Annotated in this window: 15 protein-coding genes; 8 read left to right on the forward strand and 7 right to left on the reverse strand. The window is 74.3% G+C overall.

Annotated features, from left to right (window positions below):
* Positions 1 to 5: 5 nt before the first annotated feature.
* Both ACH495_RS13200 and ACH495_RS13205 read right to left on the reverse strand, forming a co-directional pair.
* The gene (locus ACH495_RS13200; protein ID WP_396857947.1) at positions 6 to 2,171 is read right to left on the reverse strand and encodes an acyltransferase family protein; all 2,166 of its coding nucleotides are present in this window, start codon (positions 2,169 to 2,171) and stop codon (positions 6 to 8) included.
* 65 nt (positions 2,172 to 2,236) lie between these two features.
* Positions 2,237 to 2,749 carry an Lrp/AsnC family transcriptional regulator gene (locus ACH495_RS13205; protein ID WP_396857948.1) on the reverse strand — a complete coding sequence of 171 codons (513 nt, stop codon included), beginning with the start codon at positions 2,747 to 2,749 and terminating at the stop codon, positions 2,237 to 2,239.
* 72 nt (positions 2,750 to 2,821) lie between these two features.
* Here ACH495_RS13205 and pdhA point away from each other — a divergent pair, with 72 nt between their 5' ends.
* From pdhA to ACH495_RS13225, 4 genes are all read left to right on the forward strand, one after another.
* Positions 2,822 to 4,027 carry a pyruvate dehydrogenase (acetyl-transferring) E1 component subunit alpha gene (gene pdhA / locus ACH495_RS13210; RefSeq protein ID WP_396858052.1) on the forward strand — a complete coding sequence of 402 codons (1,206 nt, stop codon included), beginning with the start codon at positions 2,822 to 2,824 and terminating at the stop codon, positions 4,025 to 4,027.
* Entirely contained in the window at positions 4,027 to 5,031 is a 1,005-nt protein-coding gene (locus ACH495_RS13215) for an alpha-ketoacid dehydrogenase subunit beta (RefSeq protein ID WP_396857949.1), read from the forward strand. Before pdhA ends, ACH495_RS13215 begins: the two co-directional genes overlap by 1 nt.
* Positions 5,032 to 5,141: 110 nt before the next feature.
* A complete protein-coding gene (locus tag ACH495_RS13220; protein WP_396858053.1) occupies positions 5,142 to 6,503 on the forward strand; it encodes a dihydrolipoamide acetyltransferase family protein in 1,362 nt (453 codons plus the stop codon).
* 371 nt (positions 6,504 to 6,874) lie between these two features.
* A complete protein-coding gene (locus ACH495_RS13225; RefSeq protein WP_396857950.1) occupies positions 6,875 to 8,146 on the forward strand; it encodes an Ig-like domain-containing protein in 1,272 nt (423 codons plus the stop codon).
* A 60-nt stretch (positions 8,147 to 8,206) separates the two neighbouring features.
* On the opposite strand, the gene ACH495_RS13230 is transcribed toward ACH495_RS13225, so the two are convergent.
* Complete coding sequence (locus tag ACH495_RS13230; RefSeq protein ID WP_396857951.1) at positions 8,207 to 9,226, reverse strand: SMP-30/gluconolactonase/LRE family protein; 1,020 nt, start codon at positions 9,224 to 9,226, stop codon at positions 8,207 to 8,209.
* Positions 9,227 to 9,524: 298 nt separating this feature from the next.
* Here ACH495_RS13230 and ACH495_RS13235 point away from each other — a divergent pair, with 298 nt between their 5' ends.
* Positions 9,525 to 9,878, forward strand: coding sequence for an anti-sigma factor antagonist (locus ACH495_RS13235; protein WP_396857952.1), 354 nt, complete (start codon positions 9,525 to 9,527; stop codon positions 9,876 to 9,878).
* 98 nt (positions 9,879 to 9,976) lie between these two features.
* On the opposite strand, the gene ACH495_RS13240 is transcribed toward ACH495_RS13235, so the two are convergent.
* Positions 9,977 to 10,345, reverse strand: coding sequence for an FKBP-type peptidyl-prolyl cis-trans isomerase (locus tag ACH495_RS13240; protein ID WP_396857953.1), 369 nt, complete (start codon positions 10,343 to 10,345; stop codon positions 9,977 to 9,979).
* A 168-nt stretch (positions 10,346 to 10,513) separates the two neighbouring features.
* Complete coding sequence (locus tag ACH495_RS13245) at positions 10,514 to 11,071, reverse strand: hypothetical protein (RefSeq protein WP_396857954.1); 558 nt, start codon at positions 11,069 to 11,071, stop codon at positions 10,514 to 10,516.
* 218 nt (positions 11,072 to 11,289) lie between these two features.
* On the opposite strand from ACH495_RS13245, the gene ACH495_RS13250 reads away from it, so the two are divergent.
* A complete protein-coding gene (locus tag ACH495_RS13250) occupies positions 11,290 to 11,988 on the forward strand; it encodes a CBS domain-containing protein (protein ID WP_396857955.1) in 699 nt (232 codons plus the stop codon).
* A gap of 13 nt (positions 11,989 to 12,001) precedes the next feature.
* On the opposite strand, the gene ACH495_RS13255 is transcribed toward ACH495_RS13250, so the two are convergent.
* Both ACH495_RS13255 and ACH495_RS13260 read right to left on the reverse strand, forming a co-directional pair.
* Positions 12,002 to 12,718, reverse strand: a complete 717-nt coding sequence (locus ACH495_RS13255; protein WP_396857956.1) for a helical backbone metal receptor — start codon at positions 12,716 to 12,718, stop codon at positions 12,002 to 12,004.
* 43 nt (positions 12,719 to 12,761) lie between these two features.
* Positions 12,762 to 13,850 (reverse strand): DICT sensory domain-containing protein, encoded by a 1,089-nt coding sequence (locus tag ACH495_RS13260; RefSeq protein WP_396857957.1) that lies wholly within the window; start codon positions 13,848 to 13,850, stop codon positions 12,762 to 12,764.
* A gap of 135 nt (positions 13,851 to 13,985) precedes the next feature.
* Between ACH495_RS13260 and ACH495_RS13265 the strand changes: the two genes are divergently transcribed.
* Both ACH495_RS13265 and ACH495_RS13270 read left to right on the forward strand, forming a co-directional pair.
* On the forward strand, positions 13,986 to 14,849 hold the full coding sequence (locus ACH495_RS13265; protein ID WP_396857958.1) for a hypothetical protein: 864 nt from the start codon (positions 13,986 to 13,988) through the stop codon (positions 14,847 to 14,849).
* Between the two features lie 247 nt (positions 14,850 to 15,096).
* Positions 15,097 to 16,410 carry a hypothetical protein gene (locus ACH495_RS13270; protein ID WP_396857959.1) on the forward strand — a complete coding sequence of 438 codons (1,314 nt, stop codon included), beginning with the start codon at positions 15,097 to 15,099 and terminating at the stop codon, positions 16,408 to 16,410.
* Positions 16,411 to 16,766: the final 356 nt, after the last annotated feature.

Raw genomic sequence — 16,766 nt, forward strand, 5'->3', positions numbered from 1 at the left:
GGCGGCTAACGATGAGCGCGCAGCGCCGCCATCGCCGGCTTGAGCGCGATGTCGAGTCGGGGTGCGAGGGTCTCCGCGTAGGTGGCGGTCAGGTGGTGGCCGTCGCGCCAGACCAGGACGCCGCCGATCACCGGCGCGCACCGGCTCGCGGGGCAGATCCAGTCGTTCAGGTCGATCAGGCGGACGCCGTCGAGTCCGGCCGCCGCCTTCTCCTGGGCCGGGCCGCCGCCGTAGTTGAGGGCCTCGTCGCGGGGGGTGGTGCAGCGGGTCAGGTGCTCCGGGTTCTGGGCCACGCACGCGGCGATGTCCTTGAGCTGCAACGGGGTGTCCCGGATCACCACCACTGGCACGCCGGCCTCGACCATTCCGGTCCACGTCCTGCGCAGTTCCCGGGCCATCGCCGCCCGCACGTCCGTCTTGGCCTCGCCCACGATCGGGTACTCCGAGTGGGTGACCACGAGCACGTCGGGACGGTCGGCGCCGAGCAGCCGCTCCCGGACCGCGTCGTTCCAGGCCCGGCAGGACGTGTACGGCCGGCCGTTCAACCTGATCTCCGCCGCCAGGAAGGGGCACCCGGATTTCGTGTAGGTGACCAGACGCCAGCCGTTCTTCTCCGCCACCACCCGCATCGCCGGCACCCAGTGGTCCGCGTGCGAGTCGCCGACGAGCGCGACACGGGTCGTCCCGTCCGGCTTGCCGTAGACGCAGTCCTTGGGCGTCGCGGACGTCAGGTCGACGTGACAACCCGGCGCCTTGACCTGCTGGGCGTCCTGCACGGCGGACATCGGGTCGGGGGTCATCGAGCTGACCCGGTCGACCGGCACGCCGGCCGGGCTGGTGCGGGGTGCGGCGCCCAGGGCGGCGGCGCCGGGCGGGCGCGTCGTCGACGCGGACGCGGTGCTGCCGGGAACCTGACCCATGATCACCGAGGCGGTCCCGGGCGCCGCCGACGTGGGAACGGCCAGGTGGAACGCCACCGCGGCGAGTGCGGTGGCACCGGTGCAGAGCGCGCCGACGCGCAGGGCCAGCGACGGCCGGTCGGTCAGGCTCCGGGACCGTCGGACCGGGTTCTCGATGAAGTGGTAGGTGAGCACGGCGGGGATCGCCGACACCGCCACGACCGCGAGCGCCTCGCCGGTGTTCAGGTCGCCGAACCGGGCCTGCGCGGCGATCAGAAGCGGCCAGTGCCACAGGTACAGCGAGTAGGAGAGCGCGCCGACGGCCCGCAACGGTCGGCGGCCGAGCAGGAGGACGGGCCCTGCTCGGCCGGCGGCCGTCCCGAATGCGATCACCACGGCGGTGCCGAGGGTGGGACCGAGCGCGGCATGGCCCGGGAAGCCGGATTCCGTGTCGATCAACGCGGCCGAGCCGACGACGGTCACCAGTCCCGCCCAGGCCAGGACGGCGGCCGGCGCGCGTGGTGCCCGAGCCAGCCCGGTGGCCGCGACGGCGATCGCGCCACCCAGCGCCAACTCCCACATCCGGGTGGTGGTGACGAAGTACGCCGACGGGTCGGCGGGCGAGGTGCGCAGCGCCCAGAGGAACGAGGGGACCGCGATCAGCGCCAGCCCGGCCAGGAAGAGGCCGCGCCGGCCCCTGCGCCAATGCCGGCCCACCCACCCGAGCAGGATCAGCAGCAGTGGCCAGACCAGGTAGAACTGCTCCTCCACGGCGAGCGACCAGAAGTGCTGCACCGCGCTCGGCGCCGCGTTGACGGCGACGTAGTCGAGCGACTGGGCGGCCATCCGCCAGTTCATCACGTAGCCCGCGCTGGCGACGACGTCCCAGGCGGTCGCGGACCAGCGCGTCCGCGGGATGAAGAAGTAGGTCAGCACCAGCGTGGCGACGAGGACGGTCGCGGCGGCGGGCAGGAGACGCTTCGCCCGCCGGGCGTAGAAGCCGGCCAGGGAGATCTGGCCGCGCCGGTCGAGTTCGTCGAGCAGCAGGCCGGTGATGAGGAAGCCGGAGATCACGAAGAACACGTCCACGCCGACGAAGCCGCCGGCCAGGTACGGCACCCCGGCGTGGCCGAGGAGCACGAGCAGCACGGCGACCGCCCGCATGCCTTCGATGTCCCCCCGGAACGACGAGGGGACGCGTGCCGGCGGCGTGGCCCGCGGCGCCGGCGCCGCGGGTCGGGTCTCGGTCCAGAAATGTGTTGGTATGGCCACGCCGGCAGTTTAGGAGCTATTGACCGATGAATGCCCGATTGGGTAGTCTCTGGTATTTATTCGTGTTATCGCTCGGCCCACGGGGTGCGCGCGCCGTCGAACTCCTCGAAGACCAGCCAGGTGCGGGTGGAGAGCACCCCGGCGATGCTCTGCACCCGGTCCAGCACCACGTCCCGCAGCGTGGCGTTGTCCGGCGCGCGGACCAGCGCCAGCACGTCGTGCTCGCCGCTGAGCAGCGCCGCGTGCTCGATGTAGCGCACCTGCGCCAGCTCGGCGGAGACCTCCCGCCAGGTGTTCTGCTCGATGGTCAGCGCGATGTACGCCGACGTGCCCAACCCGGCCGGCTCCGGCGCCACCCGGGCGGTGAAACCGGTCAGCACGCCGTCGCGCAGCAGCCGCTCCACCCGGGCGTACGCGTTGGTGCGCGAGACGTGCACCCGTTCGGCCAGCGTGCGGATGGAGAGCCGGGCGTCCGCGACCAGCTCACGCAGGATCCGCCGGTCGACCTCGTCGAGCGGCCCGGCCGAACGTCCCGTTCCGGCCGCCGGGCCCGCTGTGGCGCCGGTCTCCTGGCTCACTCCGCTCACCCTCCCGTGCCATTCGTCCCGCCTTCATCGCGGATGTTGAGTCAATCATCCATGAGCAGGAGCATAGGGCCACCACACGTCCAGGAGGTCCCCGCCGTGACGACCACACCCCAGGCGGTCCGCAGGGCATCCCCGCGTACCCGCCGGCCGGCCAACCCGGCCGCTCCCGACCCGTCGGCCGGCCTGCTGCCGCAGGCCGAGCCGGTCCGGCTGCTCGACCCCGACGGCACCCCGCTGCGGCCCCGCGACGACTACCCCGAGCCGCCGGTCGAGACGCTGCGCGAGATGTACCGCCGGATGGTCGTCGGCCGCCGCTTCGACACCCAGGCCACCGCGCTGACCAAGCAGGGCCGGCTCGCCGTCTACCCGTCCGCGCGCGGCCAGGAGGCGTGCCAGGTCGGCGGCGTGCTCGCGCTGCGCGACTCCGACTGGGTCTTCCCCACCTACCGGGAGTCGATGGCGCTGACCGCCCGCGGCCTCGACCCGGTCGAGGTGCTCACGCTGCTGCGCGGCGACTGGCACTGCGGGTACGACCCGGCCGTCACGCGTACCGCCCCGCAGTGCACCCCGCTGGCCACCCAGTGCGTGCACGCCGCCGGCCTGGCCTACGGCGAGTCGTACCAGGGGCGGGACACGGTGGCGCTGACGTTCATCGGCGACGGCGCCACCAGCGAGGGCGACTTCCACGAGGGGATCAACTTCGCGGCCGTGTTCAAGGCGCCGGTCGTCTTCCTGGTGCAGAACAACAAGTACGCGATCAGCGTGCCGCTGTCCCGGCAGACCGCCGCGCCGAGCCTGGCCTACAAGGGCGTCGGCTACGGCGTGCCCAGCGAGCAGGTCGACGGCAACGACCCGGTGGCCGTGCTGGCGGTGCTGAACCGCGCCGTCGCGCACGCCCGCGCCGGCAAGGGCCCCTACCTGGTCGAGGCGCACACCTACCGGATGGAACCGCACACCAACGCCGACGACCAGACCCGCTACCGGGACGCCGACGAGGTCGAGGCGTGGCGCGACCGCGACCCGATCGCCCGGCTGGAGGCGTACCTGCGGGCCCGGGGCGTGCTCGACGACGCCGCGGTCGCGGCGGTCGCCGAGGAGGCCGAGGCGTACGCCGCCACGCTGCGCCACCGGATGGACTCCCAGCCCACCGTGGACCCGCTCAGCCTCTTCGACCACGTCTACGCCGAACCGACGCCGCAACTTCTCGAGCAGCGGGAACTGGTCCGGGCCGAGCTGGCCGCGGACCGCGACCAGGAGGGCGACGCCTGATGGCCACGCTGACCATGGCGAAGGCGCTCAACGCCGCGCTCGCCGACGCGCTGCTCGACGACGAGCGGGTGGTCGTCTTCGGCGAGGACGTCGGCCAGCTCGGCGGCGTCTTCCGGATCACCGACGGGTTGCAGGCCCGCTTCGGCGACAAGCGCTGCTTCGACACCCCGCTCGCCGAGGCCGGCATCGTCGGCTTCGCGGTCGGGCTGGCCATGTCCGGGCTGCGGCCGGTGGTCGAGATGCAGTTCGACGCGTTCGCGTACCCGGCGTTCGAGCAGATCGCCTCGCACGTGGCGAAGCTGCGCAACCGCACCCGCGGCGCGCTCAGCGTGCCGATCGTGATCCGGGTCCCGTACGCCGGTGGCATCGGCGGCGTGGAGCACCACTGCGACTCGTCCGAGGCGTACTACGCGCACACCCCCGGCCTGAAGGTGGTCACCCCGGCCACCGTCGACGACGCGTACTCGCTGCTGCGCGCTGCGATCGACGACCCGGACCCGGTGGTGTTCCTGGAGCCGAAGAAGCTCTACTTCTCCAGTGCCGAGGCGGAGCTGCCGGCGCGCACCGCGCCGATCGGCACCGCCGTGGTGCGCCGGCCCGGCACCGACGCGACCCTCGTCGCGTACGGCCCGGCGGTGCCGGTCGCGTTGGCCGCCGCCGAGGCGGCCCGGGAGGAGGGCTGGGACCTGGAGGTCGTCGACGTGCGCAGCATCGTGCCGTTCGACGACGCCACGGTGACCGCGTCGGTACGCCGTACCGGCCGCTGCGTGGTGATCCAGGAGGCGCAGGGCTTCGCCGGGGTCGGCGCCGAGATCGCCGCCCGGGTGCAGGAGCGCTGCTTCCACGCGCTGCACGCGCCGGTGCTGCGGGTGTCCGGCCTGGACATCCCGTACCCGGCGCCGATGCTGGAGCACACCCACCTGCCCTCGGTGGACCGGGTGCTGGACACCGTGGCCCGCCTGCAGTGGGACGACCAGCCCGACAGCCGGTGGGTGGCGGCATGAGCGAACGCACCGAGCGGAGCGAGGGCCGTGAGGTCATGCCCGGTCGGCCCGGCATGAGCGAACGCACCGAGCGGAGCGAGGGCCGTGAGGTCATGCCCGGTCAACACGGCATGAGCGCCACCGTGGGAACCCGCGACTTCCTCCTGCCCGACCTGGGTGAGGGGCTCAGCGAGGCGGAGATCGTCGAGTGGCGGGTCGCGGTCGGCGACGTGGTCACGGTGGACCAGAGCGTGGTCGAGGTGGAGACCGCCAAGGCCGTGGTCGACGTGCCCTGCCCGTACGCCGGACGGGTCGTCGCGCTGCACGGCGCGGCGGGTGAGGTCCGCCCGGTCGGCCAGCCGCTGATCACCATCGCCGCGCTCGACGGCGGTGCCGCCCCCGACCCGCACGCCACCTACCGCGAGGAGGAACGGGCCGGTTCCGGCAACGTCCTGATCGGCTACGGCACCGGGCACGGCGGCTCGGGCCGGCGGCGTCGCCGGCCCCGCCTGGCGCTCGCCCCCGAGCCCGGCGTGCCGGCGCCGGTGGCCGCCGCGTCACCGCCTGAAGAGGTCGCCGCTCCGGGCGGTCGTGCGGAGGCCGCTCCGTTGGTCATCTCGCCGATCGTGCGGCGGTTGGCGAAGGAGCGCGGGGTCGACCTGGCGTCGCTGCGCGGCACCGGGCCGGGGGGCGTGATCCGCCGCGCCGACGTGGAGGCCGCCGTGGCCGCCCCGGCGCCCCGGCTGGCGGCGGTGCCGGACGCGCCCGCCGCGCACCTCGGGCTTGCCCCGACCGCCGACGGGGACGTGGTCGTCCCGCTCACCGGCATCCGCAAGGTGATCGCCGACAAGCTCTCCCGCAGCCGTCGGGAGATCCCCGAGGTGACCATCTGGGTCGACGTGGACGCCACCGGGCTGCTGGAGACCCGGGCCGCGATCAACGCCGCCACGCCGGACGCGCCGGTGAGCATCCTGGCCCTGCTGGCCCGGATCTGCCTCAGCGGACTACGGAGGTATCCCCAGCTCAACGCGCGCGTCGACACCGAGGGGGAGCGGATCGTCCAGTCCGCCGGGGTGCACCTGGGCATCGCCGCGCAGACCGACCGGGGCCTGGTGGTGCCGGTGCTGCGCGACGCCCAGCGGCTGACCACCGGTGAGCTGGCGGCCGCGCTCGCCGAGACCACGGCGGCGGCCCGCGCCGGGACGCTGCCCCCGGCGCGGTTGACCGGCGGGACGTTCACGCTCAACAACTACGGCGTGTTCGGGGTGGACGGCTCCACGCCGATCATCAACCATCCGGAGGCGGCGCTGCTCGGCGTCGGTCGGATCGTGGACAAGCCGTGGGTGGTGGACGGGCAGCTCGCGGTCCGCAAGGTGACCCAGCTCAGCCTGACCTTCGACCACCGGGTCTGCGACGGCGGGGTGGCCGGTGGCTTCCTGCGCCACGTGGCCGACTGTGTGGAACGCCCCGCCCTGCTGGTCGCGAACGTCTGAGCCGGACGGCCGCAGCCCTGGCCCGGGGCTGCGGCCGTCCGGTCCGCGCCGGTACCGGTACTGCCGAGCCCGTCGCCCGCGCGGCTGGCCCCGTCACACCCACTTGTATCGCCTGCCGAGATTTTCCATCCACAGTGTGGGAATCCAGTAGATCTTGGAAGGTTTCGGCCCCTCCAGGGGCCATTTCCTACCAAGATCTCCCGGACCCCGGGTGACCGGCGATACCGGTCGTTGGGGTGCGCGGGGTCCCGATCGGGGAGTCGCCGGGCTATTTCGCGCAGCCGTTTCTGAGCAATTCCGCCGAAGGTGCCACACCGTGACGCCGGGCCTACAGAATGTGGGCGAGGGGATGCCGAAATGGGGGGCGAAATATGTTTGTGAGGCGGCGACTGACGCTTTTCGCGATGACCGTCGCGGTCGCGCCGCTCGCGGTCGGCGCGTGCACCGCCGGCCCGAAGTCGGTGGCGAAGCGGGCGGAGGCGGCCCCGCCGTCGGTCACGGTGACGCCGGCCGACCGGGCCCGCGACGTGCCGATCAGCGCGGAGGTGGGGGCGAAGCCCAGCAACGGCAGGGTGACCGGCGTCAAGCTGACCGACGACAAGGGCCGCCCGGTGCCGGCGAGAGCGCGCGAGGACGGATCCGGTTGGGTGCCGGACCGGCCGCTGGCGAATTCCCGGACGTACACGGCCGAGGTGACCGTGACCGGGGATTCCGGGAAGACGGCGACACAGAAGACGACGTTCACGACCATGGCCAAATCCACCAAACCGGCCGTCACCAGCGAATTGTATCTGCAGGACGATCAGACGTACGGGACGGCGATGCCGGTCGTACTCGGTTTCGACCCGCCCATTCCGGAACCGGCGCGGGCGGACGTGCAGCGCCGGTTGTTCGTCAAGACCGACCCGCCGCAGCCGGGCACCTGGTCGTGGATGGCGGACGGCAAGCAGGCCGAGTACCGGGCGCCGGACCGCTGGAAGCCCGGCACCCGGATCAGCGTGCGCAGCGCGCTGGAGGGGCTGCCGATCGGCAAGGAGGCGGTCGGTGACTCCGATCGGGTGGCGACCGCGAAGGTGGGGCGGCAGGTGTCGCTCGACATCGACAACACCACCAAGCAGATGACGGTCTACCAGGACGGCAAGGTGCTCCGGAAGTTGCCGGTCAGCCTCGGCAAGCCGAGCACGCCGAGTTCCAGCGGCACCATGGTGATCATGGAGAAGCACGAGCACACCACGTTCGACACCCGCGGCGAGCCGGACGGCGGCTACGTGGTCGACGTGGACGACGCCCAGCGGCTGACCTGGGGCGGCGAGTTCATCCACTCGGCGCCGTGGTCGGAGGGGGAACAGGGCTACAACAACACCTCGCACGGCTGCACCAACGTGTCGGCCGCCGGGGCGGACTGGCTGATGGGCGTCACGCAGGTCGGTGACCTGGTGACCGTCAAGGGCACCGAGGTGCCGCTGGCGCAGGGCAACGGCTTCACCGCCTGGAACGTGAGCTGGGACGAGTTCGCCAAGGGCAGCGCGCTGCCCGTACCGGCGGGACTGAAGCCCACGCACAGCCCGACGCCGCACCCGGGCGCGGTGGCCGGCGGGTCGTCGCCCGCGCCCACCCCGTCGGCGAGCAACAGCGGCGGCTGAACCGGGGGAGGAACGGCCGAGGGCCGGCCCGCGTCCGCGCGGGCCGGCCCCACGCCGACCTCAGTCCAGGTCGACGCGGGCCACGCCGGTCGCGGTCAGGCTGCCCAGCCAGAGCTGCCGGCCGTGCTGCCGCACGCCGGTCACCATCGGGTACGCGCCGCTCGGGCCGTGCAGCGTGCGCAGCACCCGCCCGGCGCCGTCGACCAACGCGACCAGCCCGTAGCGGCGCGGCTGCGGCTGCACCGCTCCGGGCAGCAGCGCGACGAGCTGGCGGACCCGGGGGTGGGGCAGCAACCGTTCCATGATCGGCAGGCGCGGGCTGGGCAGCGCGATCCAGTACGTGCCGTCGCCGACGGCGGAGACGTTGTCCGGGTACGCCGGCAGGTCGGCCAGCACGGTGGCCCGCCCGGTGGGCAGCTCCACCCGCAGCAGCCGGTGGGTGGCGGTCTCGACCAGCATCAGCGCCGACTCGTCCGGGGTGAGCGCCAGCCCGTTGGGGAAGTAGAGCCCGTCGGCCACCACGTCGGTGCGCCCGGTGCGCCGGTCGTACGCCAGCACCCGACCGTTGGGCCGGTGCTCCAGCAGGTCCCGCTTCCAGTGCGAGAGCGGGAACCGGTCGGACGAGTCGGTGAAGTAGACGGTGCCGTCCCGGGCGACCGCGGCGTTGTCGGCCAGGTGCACCGGCGGCGCGGTGCCGGTCAGCTCGTGCACCGTCCCGGCCGGGTCGACCCGCAGCAGCCCCCGATAGGCGTCGCAGACCAGCAGCCCGCCGTCGACCGGGTCCAGCTCGATGCCGAGCGGCCGGCCCCCGGTCTCGGCGAGCAGCGTGGGGCGGGTGCCGGCCGGCGCGTCCGCCGGCCACCACCAGAGCCGGCCGTCCTCGTCGCCGCTGACCGCCCGCCCCTCGGCGTCGATCACCACGTCCTCCGGGCCGTGCCCACCCTCGGGCAGCGGCAGCAGGTCGGCCCGGTCCAGCCGGGTGTCGGCGGCGGCCCAGGCCCCGGCCAGCGGCGGCGGCACGGTGGCCGGCTCGCGGACCGGGCGGATCAGCAAAGGGACGCGCGGGCGGGGAACGGCCATCGGCTCATTGTGGCCCGGCCGGTGCTCCGACGGGGAGTCCGGCACGGCGTGTCCGGTCCACCGGCCGGCTCCGAGGTGGTCGGGTTCGCGGTCCGGCGGGGCCGCTCCGCGGTGGTCGGGTTCGCGGTCCGGCGGGGCCGCTCCGCGGTGGTCGGGAACGTCCGGCGGGCCGCTCGGCACGGCCGTGCGGGCGGTTGCGGGATGACCCTGAGACGGCTCGGGGTCGGCACCAGGGCACTACCCGGAACCCCGGTGCCGAGCAGCGGAAACTGTCGGTGGGCGGGGGTAGGTTTGCGGTATGACAGACGACCGCTTCCACGTGGTGACGGAGGTGCTCGACCACGTGGTCGAGCTGCGCCCGGTGGGCGAGATCGACATCGCCACCGTGGCGGCGTTCCGGGCCGCGCTCTGGGCGGCGCCGGCGCGGCCGGTGGTGCGGGTCGACCTGTCCGGCGTGCGGCTGCTCTCCGCTGCCGGGGTGCGCACGTTGGCCGCCGCGCACCTGCGGGTCCGGGCGCGCGGCGGCGAGTTGGTGCTGGTCGATCCCGAGCCGGTGGTCGCCCGGGTGCTGCGGGTGACCGGCCTGCACCGGGTCGTCCCGGTGCGCGAGTCGGGCCGCTCGCGGGATCTGCTGGCCTGCGCCGCGGCCTGACCGTCAGGCCGGGCCGCTCGGCCCGACCGCACGACCGCACGAACGGGGGGCCGTGGTGCCGGGCCGCCGGCACGCCGCCGACGGCCCGGCCGGACGGCTCAGCGCACGCCGAGCAGGTCCACCACGAAGACCAGCGTCTCGTTCGGCTTGATGGCGCCGCCGGCGCCCCGGGCGCCGTAGCCCAGGTGCGGCGGGATGGTGAGCCGGCGCCGGCCGCCCACCTTCATGCCGATCACGCCCTGGTCCCAGCCGGCGATGACCTGGCCGCCGCCGAGCGGGAACTCGAACGTCTCGCCCCGGTTCCACGAGGCGTCGAACTCGCGGCCGGTGGAGTGGGCCACGCCCACGTAGTGCACGCTGGCCAGCTGGCCGGCGCGCGCCTCCGGGCCGTCGCCGACCGTGATGTCCTCGATGACGAGATCGGCGGGCGGCGCGCCCTCGATCGGGCCAACCTCGGGCTTCTCCATGAGCGGGTCTCCTCGGTGCTGACGGTGTGGTCACCGTCGATCCTGCCGGATCGCGACCGGCCGATACGCGCCGGTACCCACCCCGGGGCCGCGTCGTCCGCCGGTGGCCGGGCGCACGCCCGGGGCGGGCGCCGCCGGCCGGCGACGCCCGCCCCGGGCGACCTGCGCTCACCTCAGCCAGGGGAAGCGCTGGACCAGGGGGAGCTTCGCCCAGGCCCGGCCGAGGCCGAGGGTGTTGCCGGCGCCGACCAGGGCCAGGCCGGCGAGCAGGCCCGCGTAGATGAGGTGGTCGTCCATGACGGGGTTGTTCTGCGGGGGCAGCACCGCCGTCCACATCAGCACCAGGAGCAGTCCACCGGTGACGGCGGCGATCCGGATGCCGACGCCGAGCAGCAGGGCCACGCCGATGCCGAGCAGGCCGAGCATGAACAGCCAGTCCGCCCAGGCCGCGCCGGCGATGTCGTGGTAGATGCCCTCGAACGGGCCGGCCACGCCGAAGCCGAGGAAGCCCTTGGTCGGGCTGCCACCGTTGATCCAGGCGTTCTTCGCCGGGGTCTCGTGGCCCAGGCCGAACATCTTGTCGAGGAAGGCCCAGAGGAAGATCCAGCCCAGCGCGATCCGCAGCCCGGCCCAGACGTACCGGGTGGCCTTCTGGCGGGGGGTCTCGACCGCCGGAGCGGTGGTGTCGGCGGGGGTCCGCTCGATTGTCGCGGTCATGGTGTCCACGTCCCTTCTGTGCCTCGCACCGCGCTTCGGAGGTGGCAAGTTCCATTCCACTCCGGCGCGACGGCCCGGAGCAGGGCCGTCGGGGCCCTCGGGACCGGGTCCTTGGTCCCGTCCCGACCCGGTCCGGTCGACCCTCCCGCGACCGGTCCGCCGCCCCTGCCGCGCCCTCCGCCGTCGGCCTAGCGTCGTCGGTGGAGGCCCGGTGCGAGGAGGTCGTGATGAGGACATGGCAGGTGGCCGACGTGATGACCACTGACGTCGCGACGGTGGGCGCGGAGACGCCGTACCGGGACGTGGTGGACGTGCTGGTGCGGGAGCGGGTCAGCGGGGTGCCGGTGGTGGACTCGTTCCGCCGGGTGCTCGGGGTGATCTCCGAGGCGGACCTGCTGCACAAGGTGGAGTGGTCCGGCCGCCTCGAGGAGCGCCGGGTGTTCGAGGGGCGGCGCCGGCGTACCGCGCGGGAGAAGGCGGGCGCCCTGGTGGCCCGGGACCTGATGACCGCGCCGGCGGTCACCACCGGTGAACGCGCGTCGCTTCCGGCCACGGCCCGGTTGATGGACCGGGAGGCGGTCAAGCGGCTGCCGGTCCTCGACGACCTCGGCCGGCTGGCCGGCATCGTGACCCGTGGTGACCTGCTCCGGGTGCACCTGCGCACCGACGCGGAGATCCGCGAGGACGTGGTCCAGGAGGTGCTGCGCCGGGTGCTCGCCGTCCGGGACGGCCTGGTCACGGTCCAGGTGAGCGGCGGCGAGGTCACCCTGGACGGACGGCTGGACCGCCGCAGCGCCGTCGAGCTCGCCGGCCGGCTGGCCGGTCAGGTCGCCGGCGTGGTCGCGGTGCACGTCGCCATCGGGTACGAGGTGGACGACACCACGCTGATGGAGCTGGACCCGGTGCACGCCACCCCGATCGCCTGACCCGGCCACCGCCTCAGACCGGCGTGGCGAGCTGCGCGGCGAGCAGTGCCGGCGCCTCGGCCAGCGACGGGCCGTACCAGGTGAGGTGCCGGCCGGAGACCAGCACCGACGGCACCCCGGGGAACGCCTCCGGCCCGTCGCCGGCGGTGAACCGGTACGGCTCGTCCGGCAGCACCACCAGCTCCGGCGACCGGGCGCGCAGCTCGTCGAGGGTCGGGCGCGGATAGCGTTCGGCGTCGTCGGCCCAGGCGTTGGCCACGCCGAGCCGGCGCAGCACGTCCCCGGCGAACGTGTCCCGGCCCAGCACCACCCACGGGCGGCGCCACACCGGCACCACAGCGGTCCGGACGCGCGCCGGGGCGGGCGGCGCGGCCCAGGCCCGGCGCGCCGCCCGCAGCCAGGACGGTTCGGCCGGCGCGCCGAGCGCCTCGGCCAGCGCGCCGAGCTGGTCGAGCGCCTCCGGCACGGTACGCGGAAACATGACCCGCACCGGCACCCCGGCCGCGCGCAGCGCCTCCGCGTCGGCCAGCCGGTTCTCCTCCTCGTTGAGCAGCACCAGATCGGGCGTCAGCGCGAGGACGCGATCCAGGTCGGGATATTTCGTCCCGCCGACGCGGGGCACGTCCAGCCCGGCCGGATGCGTGCACCAGTCGGTGGCGCCGACCAGTACCTCCGGCCGGGTCACCGCGACCGCCTCGGTCAGCGACGGCACCAGCGACACCACCCGCACGACGTTCTCCTCTCGTCCCGTGGCGGGACCGCCGCGTGCGCGGTCAGCGGGCGCCGGAGGGGGCGAGGGCGGGCTCCGGCGGCAGGCCCGCCACCGGCACCCCCTCGCGGACCGCCCACTCCACGGCGGCCCGCAGGTCGGCCGTGGGCAGCGGCCGTCGGGTGGTCACCGCCACCGCGGCGTGCATGGTGTACGCGACGAACGGGTACGACCGCGCCAGCGCCGAGATCGCCTCGTGCAGCCGGCCGACCACTGCCAACGCCTCCGGTTCGCCGAGCCCCGGCAGGACGAGGTGGAACTCGTTGTCGGCGACGCGCACCGCCCGGTCCACCGGCCGCAGCACCCCGGTGACCGCGCCGAGCACGGCCTGACCCTCCCGGGCGGTGCTGCGGCGGCCGAAGCGTTCCGGCGCGCCGGCCGGTTCGTCCACCCGCAGACCGACCAGCGCCACCGGCAGCGTGCCGGAGGCGGTCACCCCGTCCGCGCCGGTCCACCGGCGCAGGCCGGATTCGTCGAGCATCCCGTCGGTGGTCTCGACCGGTTGCGGGCTCCGGTCGCCACGCCGGGCCAGCAGCCGCAGCGCCGCCTCGGCGCGGGCCTCACCCGGGCCGGCCGGGATGTCCCGTACCCGGGCGACCGCCTCGTCCAGCGCGGCCCGGGCCGGGCCGGGCAGCCGCTCGGCGAGCTGTTCGCGCAGTCGGATGACCTCGTGCAGCGCGGCGTCGCGGCGGAACCCCCAGCGGCCGTCGAAGAGCCGGCCGGCCTCCAGCGTCGGCGCGGGCGTGACCTCGGCCCGGTCGTACGCCACCAGCGTGCCGCCGAAGCGCGGGGTCAGCGCCACCACGCTCCACTCCCGGGCCAGGTCCTCCGCCTCGTCGAGCGCCACCCCGTACACCCGGTCGGGCAGGTCCGGCGGTGGGCCGCCGACCATGGCGACCACCGTGGCGGCGGCCCGGTCGGCGATCCGTCGGTAGATCTCCCGTTCCCGGGCGAAGTACGGCAGCCGCTGGAACAGCGCGAACACCACCAGCGGGCCGTCCTCGGCCTCGGCCAGCGCGGCGCGTTCGATGGCGTGGGAAACGGCGACGAGACTGCGTTTGGTGAATCGCTCCGGGGTCCGTCCGCTGTGCACCCGACGAGCCTAGAGGGCCGGACCCGACGGCGCACCGCCCGACGGGTGCCCGGATTCCGCCGCACCGCCGAGGCGACCGCCATGATCGACGCCATACACTCGGACGTCGACCGAGCGACGGACGGATTGTGCGAGATGACGAGCATCGGCAGCGTGGCCGCCTCCTGGCTGCGGCCGGTCCCGCCCGCCACGCCGGCGCGGCTGGCCCGCGCCGGCCACCTCGCCTACGCCGACCGGCGGCTCGGTGACCTGGTCCAGGGCCGTCCGCCCGGCGTCACCGGCAGCCAGTGGAGCACCGCCGGCCGGGCCGCTCTCGACCTGGTGGTGTGCGCCGCCGACACCGGCCGGCCGCGGTTCGCGGTGTGCTTCACCGCGCCCGCGCCGGACGGTTCGCCCGCCCGCCGCAACGAACGGCTGACCGACGCGGTCTGCGACGCCGTGGGCCTGCCGCTGCTGCGCGTCGAGTCGCCGACGCTCGGCGGTGAGCAGGTCCGCCGGTTCGTCGAGTACGTGCTCGACGCCCGCGCCTACGCGGCCGGCACCGGGCCGGACGGCGGGGAGACGGTCGGCTTCCGCGACATCGTGGGCCGGCTGCCGGACGGCCGGCGCGGCCCGGTCAACGACCTCGGCGCCCTGGCCCGCGCCGACGCGGTCGAGGCGTACGTGGCGGGTCGGCTGGCCGACCCGATCGTGCGCGGCCTGCACGTGCGGTGGACCGGTGGCCCGGCCGAGGGCTGGAGCTGGGTCGAGGTGCGAGCCGGTCGCTGCCGGGTGGAGCGGGTGGTGCTGACGTCCCGCGGCTTCTCCTGCGGGGTGGACCCGGGCCGGCTCGCCGAGGACCTGGCCGCGACGGCGCTGGGGGAGCGGCTGCGTGACCTGGCCGCCGACGAGGCGTCCCTGGTGGACCGGACGGAACTGCGCGAGCGGGTGCGGCGCCTCGCCGCCCGGCGCGCGTCCTTCGACGGCGGCTTCGCCTTCGACCACCTCTGCGTCGACTGAACGGCTGCCCCGGCCGTCGGCTGGCCCGCCGATTTTTTTCTGATCTCCGGTTGAACCTTCGCCGTCGGCGCTCCGTACCTAAGCGCGAATGGACGCAGATCTGCCGCCGCGCCCGGACGGCGCGGAGACGGTGCGGAAAGGGCACCGTCGGCCATTGACGCGCGACCCCGACGTCGCAGTGATCTCACCCCGAAGAATTCCGCCGGGATCACCAGTCAACTACCGGATCGAGAAGGAGAGCAATTCGATGCGCAGGTCCACACGGGCGCGCCGGTCATCCGGTAACGCGCGGAGCAAGCGGATGCTGGCCGTGGTCGGCACGCTCGCGGTCTTCGGCGGTATCGTCGCCGTCACCCAGATCTCGTCCGCCCAGGACCGGCGGACGACCACCCGCGCCGCCTCGGCGTCCTGCGTGGCCCCGAGCGCGGGCGCGACCGCCCCGGGCGGCCAGGGCAGCACCACCCGGACCTGGCAGAACGGCCGTTGGGTCCGTAACCACTGGGGTGACGGCCAGATGTCGGCGGCCGAGTGCCAGCAGACCAAGGCGGGCGGCGCCGGCGCCGGCACCCCGACCGTGACCTGCCCGGACGTCAAGAGCAAGCTGCCGCAGGTGCCCGCCCGGGCGCGTGCTGAGGTGGACCGCAACCTGGCCCTGCTGGACAGCCAGATCGCCGAGGCGAACCGGCGGCTGGCGGCGGACGGCCGCAACGGCGGCGACTTCATCAACAACGCCATCCTCCGGCCGCTCGCCGACAAGCGGACCGCGACGCTGAACCGGATCGCCACCGCCATCGGGCGGGGCGGCCAGCGTCCGCAGGGCCTGGACAAGCTCGCCCCGTGCGCGCTGGCCGACAACGCGCAGAACGGTGGCAACAACGGCGGCGCGAACAACGGTGGCCAGAACGGCGGCAACAACAACGGTGGCCAGAACGGCGGGAACACCGGCGGCCAGAACGGTGGCCAGAACGGTGGGAACAACAACAACGGCGGCGGCCAGAACAACGGTGGCAACAACGGCCTGAACGTGCTGGCCAAGGACTGCGCGGACAGCCGGCTCCAGGCGCACGACGGCTTCCAGAACGGCAACCGTTGCGTGAGCACCGCGTTCGGCGAGGTCGGCGCCGCGGCGAACAACCCGTCGCTGCTGATCACGCAGTTCCCCAACCAGGTGCAGCGCAACCAGCCGTTCACGCTGCGGGTCACCACGAAGAACCTGGTGCGGGACCGCTTCCTCGCCGCCGGGCAGGGTGGCTACTACGTGGAGAGCTCGCTGCTCAACGGCCAGGGCCTGGTCCGTGGCCACTTCCACACCGCGTGCCGGATGCTCGGCAGCACCCGGCAGCCCCCGAACCCGCAGGACGTGCCGGCCTTCTTCGTCGCCACCGAGGACGGCAAGGGCGGCAACCAGCCGGACGACGTGCTGATCCAGATCCCCGGCCTGCCGGACTCGGGCCTGGCCCAGTGCTCGGTCTGGGCCGGTGACGGCTCGCACCGGATCCCGATGATGGAGCGGGCGAACCAGACCCCCGCGATCGACGTGGTGCGGATCCAGGTCAACTGAGGACCGCACGCCGACGGCCGGAGTCGCCCGGGTACCCCCGGGCGGCTCCGGCCGTTTCTCGTGGGGACGTCGAGTCGAGTGGTCGGTGACGTCGCGCGGCGGCGTGACGTGCCCGGTCGCGGGACGGTGCGTGTTCGGCGGGGGGTGGCGCGTGGCGGCGCTCCCCGGTCACGGCGACGGCGTGCGGCGGGGCGAGCCGTCCGACGGTCGGGTCGTCGCCGATATCAGCGGGAGAGGCGGCCCCGGCGGGCGGTCCGGGGCGGGCTCGCCGGGAAAGTTGGTGCCGTGGGCATCCCGCCGGATGAAAATTGTCGACCGCACAAAAGTCGGTCGGGGTCCCGCTGATTCTCAGCGTG

The sequence above is a fragment of the Micromonospora sp. NPDC018662 genome, assembly GCF_044391475.1.
Taxonomy (GTDB): Bacteria; Actinomycetota; Actinomycetes; order Mycobacteriales; family Micromonosporaceae; genus Micromonospora.

Excerpts from the sequence above, each read along its gene's own strand:
- ACH495_RS13215 (WP_396857949.1), top strand. The coding sequence starts at position 4,027 with ATGGCCACGCTGACCATGGCGAAGGCGCTCAACGCCGCGCTCGCCGAC.
- ACH495_RS13220 (WP_396858053.1), top strand. The coding sequence starts at position 5,142 with ATGAGCGCCACCGTGGGAACCCGCGACTTCCTCCTGCCCGACCTGGGT.
- ACH495_RS13225 (WP_396857950.1), top strand. The coding sequence starts at position 6,875 with ATGTTTGTGAGGCGGCGACTGACGCTTTTCGCGATGACCGTCGCGGTC.
- ACH495_RS13230 (WP_396857951.1), bottom strand. The coding sequence starts at position 9,226 with ATGGCCGTTCCCCGCCCGCGCGTCCCTTTGCTGATCCGCCCGGTCCGC.
- ACH495_RS13235 (WP_396857952.1), top strand. The coding sequence starts at position 9,525 with ATGACAGACGACCGCTTCCACGTGGTGACGGAGGTGCTCGACCACGTG.
- ACH495_RS13240 (WP_396857953.1), bottom strand. The coding sequence starts at position 10,345 with ATGGAGAAGCCCGAGGTTGGCCCGATCGAGGGCGCGCCGCCCGCCGAT.
- ACH495_RS13250 (WP_396857955.1), top strand. The coding sequence starts at position 11,290 with ATGAGGACATGGCAGGTGGCCGACGTGATGACCACTGACGTCGCGACG.
- ACH495_RS13265 (WP_396857958.1), top strand. The coding sequence starts at position 13,986 with ATGACGAGCATCGGCAGCGTGGCCGCCTCCTGGCTGCGGCCGGTCCCG.
- ACH495_RS13270 (WP_396857959.1), top strand. The coding sequence starts at position 15,097 with ATGCGCAGGTCCACACGGGCGCGCCGGTCATCCGGTAACGCGCGGAGC.